5 protein-coding genes are annotated in these 4,685 nt (G+C 33.2%); all 5 read right to left on the bottom strand.

Going from position 1 to position 4,685, the window contains the following annotated elements:
- Window positions 1–118: 118 nt before the first annotated feature.
- A complete protein-coding gene (locus AABM47_RS04440) occupies window positions 119–667 on the bottom strand; it encodes a sugar transferase (RefSeq protein WP_338409720.1) in 549 nt (182 codons plus the stop codon).
- A complete protein-coding gene (locus AABM47_RS04445; RefSeq protein ID WP_338409721.1) occupies window positions 664–1,278 on the bottom strand; it encodes an acetyltransferase in 615 nt (204 codons plus the stop codon). Before AABM47_RS04445 ends, AABM47_RS04440 begins: the two co-directional genes overlap by 4 nt.
- A 13-nt stretch (window positions 1,279–1,291) precedes the next feature.
- Window positions 1,292–1,894 (bottom strand): sugar transferase, encoded by a 603-nt coding sequence (locus AABM47_RS04450; RefSeq protein WP_338409722.1) that lies wholly within the window; start codon window positions 1,892–1,894, stop codon window positions 1,292–1,294.
- A 2-nt stretch (window positions 1,895–1,896) separates the two neighbouring features.
- Complete coding sequence (locus AABM47_RS04455; protein ID WP_338409723.1) at window positions 1,897–3,102, bottom strand: glycosyltransferase family 4 protein; 1,206 nt, start codon at window positions 3,100–3,102, stop codon at window positions 1,897–1,899.
- A gap of 4 nt (window positions 3,103–3,106) precedes the next feature.
- The coding region (locus tag AABM47_RS04460; protein ID WP_338409724.1) for an alginate lyase family protein at window positions 3,107–4,685 on the bottom strand (1,579 nt) is incomplete at its 5' end.

A 4,685-nucleotide genomic window follows, 5' to 3' on the forward strand; every position in this document is an offset into this window, starting at 1 on the left:
TTATTATTTTTAAAGGTAGTTAACTTTATTCTAAAGCAAAGATTAAAAAAATTATTATAAAATTATTACGGGAACCCTCATTTAATAAAAAAGTAAGAATCACCCTTCGTAAATAAAATTACCTGACTATTGTCTTGAAAATAATCTTCAAATCCCCCAGAAAACTGCGATGGTAGTAATAGTCCAAGTTCATCCGCACCTTGTCTGGAAAAATCACCCTGTCGTTATAGGCTAATGGCAAATCTTGTTGCGCCAAAAGAGATTCTTCATTTCGATACTTAATGGAAGCCTCACTGGTAATTCCTGGTTTTAGCTCCAGTATTTTTCTGGCTTCCCCTTCCAATGCATCATAGTAACCCGGAATATCCGGTCGTGGTCCCACAAAACTCATATCGCCTTTCAGTATATTCCACAATTGAGGCAATTCGTCGATTTTCGATTTTCTCAAAAACTTTCCAAAACGAGAAGATGTTTTTGTTTTGTCGTTGAGGGTTTTGATTTTAAAAATTTGGAACGTCTTTCCGTGTTGACCGATTCGCTTTTGTATGAATAAACCAAAGGATTTGGTGTCAATGCTCGCTGTAACAATACAAATTAATATGATCCAAAAAAATAAAAAGACAACCACTAATGCACCTGTAAAATCAAATGCTCTTTTTAAAATCATTTTGGATTGATTTTAATTATTTTTCCGGGATTACCCACTACAACTGCATTGTCTGGAATATCACTAATTATTACTGTTCCAGCTCCAATAGTAACCCATTTCCCAATTTTAATTCCTTGGATTACACTTGCTCCTATTCCAATTTGTGTTCCTTCACCTACAATTACATTTCCTGCCAATGAAGCATTTGGTGATATGTGAACATAATCCCTTAAAATACAGTCGTGTTCTATAACACTTCTTGAATTAATTATGCAATGTTTGCCGATTTTTGCATAAGCGTTTATTACAACTTGAGGCATTACAACAGTTCCTTCATCGATTGTTGCAAATTTTGATACTGTCACATTAGCGTGAATTGCTGAATAATACTTAAAATTATTAGAATCTACAATTTTTTTTCTGATGAAATTATCACCTATTGAAATTATAAATTCTTGGTTTTTTTCTATTTTAAACAGGTTAGTTTGCAAAACCGGAATTTTAGACAACTCAGCAAAATTGGGATTGTCATCTAAAATTGAGACTACTTTTATATTATTTGAAAACAAAACATCTAAAACCACTTTTGCATGTCCACTTGCACCAAAAAGATATTTATTGTTTTCCATAATTAAATTTTTATTAATTTCCGTTAAACACTTCCATAGTCGCTTCGCCTTCTTGAGCAATATCTTCGCTTAAAAACACTTTTTTGATCGTTAAAAATACTATTTTTAAATCTAAAAAAAAGCTATAATTAGTAACATACCATACATCAAATTCAAATTTTTGTTCCCAACTTATGGCATTTCTACCATTTACTTGTGCCCAACCCGTGATTCCTGGTTTCACATGATGACGCTTTTTTTGGAAGTCATTGTATAGTGGTAAATATTCTGGCAATAAAGGTCGTGGCCCTATCAAACTCATATCCCCTTTCAGCACATTGAGCAATTGCGGTATTTCATCCAACGAGGTTTTACGAACAAAACTACCTATTTTCGTTAAACGTTCCGCATCGGGTAACAAATTGCCTGCTTCATCTTTCTTGTCATTCATCGTTTTGAACTTGATAATCTTGAATAATTTTTCTTTCTTACCAGGACGAAGCTGCAAGAAAAAAGGCTTACCCTGATTGGCAAAATACAAAGCAAAAGTAACCACAATAAACAAGGGGCTCATGATTATTAAACTAATAGAGGCTATTAGTATATCTATTACTGGTTTAAAAAAACGACAATACATAATTAAATCTTTTCAATAAAATCTACGAATTTATTTGCTAAATCTTTTCTTGCAAAAGAAGACTCTGCTAACTTTCTGGCATTTTTACCAAATATTTTCATACGCTTTGGATCATCGGCTAAATCTATTAAACCTTTAGCTAATTCATTTGCATTATCTGGCGAAATTACTATTCCGCAGTTGGATTTCAAAATCATATCAGCCAACCAACCTGGATAATTATTTAAAACAGGAATTCCTGAAGAGATATAATCAAAAAATTTGTTAGGAGAAGTACCATAGTAAAAAGCCGGAATATTAGCAAGTGCCATAATCCCAATATCAGCATTTGCTACTACATTATTCAATTCTACTTTAGGCATAGGATCAAAAAACCTACAATTATCGAGACCTTCATTTTTAGCACGTTCCATTAAATGAGGCTTCATTTTACCCTCTCCAATAAAAGCAAAAATAATATCATCTCTTTTCCTTTTTTTTAATTCGGCAGCACCATTTAATATTGAGTCTAAGCCATTTGCAATGCCATGTGCTCCCGTGAAGACTGCAACAGTGTCAGTAGGTTTAATACCTTCTAATTTTAAATTCTCACGCTTACCTGGCTTAAAAATTGCTAAATCACATCCATTAGGAATCATTGTTATCTTTTTCCCCTTTTGACTTCGTTTAGTAATTCCTTCACAGATGCCAGGCGAAAGACCTATACATGCATCTGCACTATGATAACTTAGCCATTCCAAAATACTCATTCCACCTAGAAGAAAATGATTTTTCATCCCCAATGCTTTGGGTAGCTCTGGCCATAGATCTCTTACTTCAAATACAAATTTCTTTTTTCTAAAAAACTTTGCAAAAATCCCAGGAATACCTGCTGTTAGAGGGGTCGTGGTTGCAAATAATAAATCATAATCTTCTTTTAAAGCAATTTTAATTCCTATAAAAGCAAATTTTAAAAAAAGACATGTTCTTTGGGCAATGCTGTCACTATTTGAATAGGGAAGTTTTATTTGGATAACATCTATCTTGTCAATTTCACCTCTATAAATTCCTTTTATACCTGTTTTATCCAAATTTAATTTTGCGAACTCCCCACATACTATAGTCACTTGATGACCTCTTTCTATCAGTTGCTGTGCAAATTCATAAGAACGGGTTGCTCCACCAATTGCAGGAGTAGTAAAATGTTGATGGAAATATAATACTTTCATTTTCTTAATCTATTTCTTTATAAAGCAATGTAGTTTTTATTTTATCTTCAAACAAAAACACAGTTGCCTTACCGTTTTCTTTTTGACCGTAACTATCTGAATTGTATGACACTGTATCTTCTCCTTTCACCACTTCATTTCTATCTGTAATCGCATTGAGTTGCCAAATAAAATTATCATGATGCCAAATTTGACTTTTTGACAAACCTTTGGTATTAGTAACTTCATCCTCTACGACCCACTTTAAATCATTTTTGGCTATTGTTATGGTTCGAGAATGGGTACAATTTTGGTTTAAATAACGAAAAGCACTAATAGCTCCTTTAAAAACATAGCTTTGTTCTGTTTCCAACCATTTTGCTTCTTTAGCCTGTGACCAATAATACCAAATAAATCGATTTCCTTTTATCATTTGAGACTGTCCGTTTACCATAACAGTATTATGCGCTTGGTTTCCAGTAAAATAATCGGATAATTCTTTGGTGGTATTGTATTTATACGTCCCGGAATCTCTCAATACATTTTCGCCTTTTATCCAAACATCTAAATGCAGGTTATCGGCGTGTGATGGTCTGTCCTTGTGGTTTCCACATCTTATAAAAGTAAAGGATTCTTTTGTTCGGCATATAAAATAGCCTCCTTTTTCAAAAGCCACTGTTCCGAATTGTTTTTTTAAAGGCTGTTTTCTTTTTGAATTATTGATTATCGGCTGACACCAATTGTAATCTTCATTGATACTTTCTTCTTCGTATAATTTTTCTTTTGTTAATATTCGATGGAGCGTATTTAATTGTGGCCTATAGTCTCTAAAAGCAGTATCGGAGAGCGAAAAGAACAGCGCACCGTCATTGGCTCCATAATTTGGCAGACACCCATTTTCTTCCTGCAGGCACTGGTATAAAAAGTTTAAGCTTTTATATGCTTTGTCATAGAATACAGCAGAAAATGGTTTTTGGTGGCTTTCGGTCATTGAAATCCCTAAAGAGAATAATTGTACCAAAACCCTGTGATAGTTCATGCTAAACTGCAAAAAAGTGCCGTCGTCATATACCTGATAAGCCACTTCCTGTTCTAACCATTTTCTGCCTTTTTTTGCCCATTTTTTTGTTTCCGGGATGAAAGGAAAAAAAAGTTCACTTAAGGTCAACAACAATGTTTCTGTAATGGCGTGGTTATTTCTTACCGCTATTCTGGAAAAATTGATGTTCTGGTAAACATGATGCAAAGACCAATAAATGGTATTTTGAATTTTATTCCAACGTTCTTCAGTTAATTCTTTGGAATTTTTATAAAATTCCAAAGCATACATCCAATTAAACAATCGTAAGGAAATTTCTTGACTACATTTCCAGTTAGGGCCTTGATTAATAGGATTAGCGTCAATCCAACTTTCTATTTCTGAAAAAACAAAAGCAGCATGATCCTCCTCAAAATGATAATCGTATCGTAGTATAGTCAATAAATAAGAAAATCTAGATTTTTCCCAAACGTATTTTATATCCCCATTTTCAGGATTAAATTCATTGATTTCAGACCAATGTTTAGTAATATCATATTTATACTCTGTTTCAGGATTAGTGACC

The organism is uncultured Flavobacterium sp., from assembly GCF_963925415.1.
Lineage (GTDB): Bacteria > Bacteroidota > Bacteroidia > Flavobacteriales > Flavobacteriaceae > Flavobacterium.

Excerpts from the sequence above, each read along its gene's own strand:
- AABM47_RS04440 (WP_338409720.1), bottom strand. The coding sequence starts at position 667 with ATGATTTTAAAAAGAGCATTTGATTTTACAGGTGCATTAGTGGTTGTC.
- AABM47_RS04445 (WP_338409721.1), bottom strand. The coding sequence starts at position 1,278 with ATGGAAAACAATAAATATCTTTTTGGTGCAAGTGGACATGCAAAAGTG.
- AABM47_RS04450 (WP_338409722.1), bottom strand. The coding sequence starts at position 1,894 with ATGTATTGTCGTTTTTTTAAACCAGTAATAGATATACTAATAGCCTCT.
- AABM47_RS04455 (WP_338409723.1), bottom strand. The coding sequence starts at position 3,102 with ATGAAAGTATTATATTTCCATCAACATTTTACTACTCCTGCAATTGGT.